The sequence below is a fragment of the Actinoplanes campanulatus genome (genome assembly GCF_014647795.1).
Lineage (GTDB): Bacteria > Actinomycetota > Actinomycetes > Mycobacteriales > Micromonosporaceae > Actinoplanes > Actinoplanes campanulatus.
The window spans coordinates 1-476 of record NZ_BMPW01000101.1 but is presented as its reverse complement, the minus strand read 5'-3'; the positions used below and the strand labels follow the sequence as shown (position 1 = coordinate 476).

The window sequence follows — 476 nt, the reverse complement described above, 5'->3', positions numbered from 1 at the left end:
AAATCCCAGCGTGGCGCCGATTATCCGTTTCAGTTTGCCATGATCGCATTCAATCACGTTGTTCCGGTACTTAATCTGTCGGTGTTCAACGTCAGACGGGCACCGGCCTTCGCGTTTGAGCAGAGCAAGCGCGCGACCATAGGCGGGCGCTTTATCCGTGTTGATGAATCGCGGGATCTGCCACTTCTTCACGTTGTTGAGGATTTTACCCAGAAACCGGTATGCAGCTTTGCTGTTACGACGGGAGGAGAGATAAAAATCGACAGTGCGGCCCCGGCTGTCGACGGCCCGGTACAGATACGCCCAGCGGCCATTGACCTTCACGTAGGTTTCATCCATGTGCCACGGGCAAAGATCGGAAGGGTTACGCCAGTACCAGCGCAGCCGTTTTTCCATTTCAGGCGCATAACGCTGAACCCAGCGGTAAATCGTGGAGTGATCGACATTCACTCCGCGTTCAGCCAGCATCTCCTGCA

General features: G+C 55.0%; 1 protein-coding gene. It reads right to left on the bottom strand.

Going from position 1 to position 476, the window contains the following annotated elements; genetic code table 11:
- Positions 1-476 (bottom strand): IS6-like element IS26 family transposase (locus IEZ13_RS46235; protein ID WP_189285831.1); only part of this gene is annotated, 476 nt, incomplete at both ends.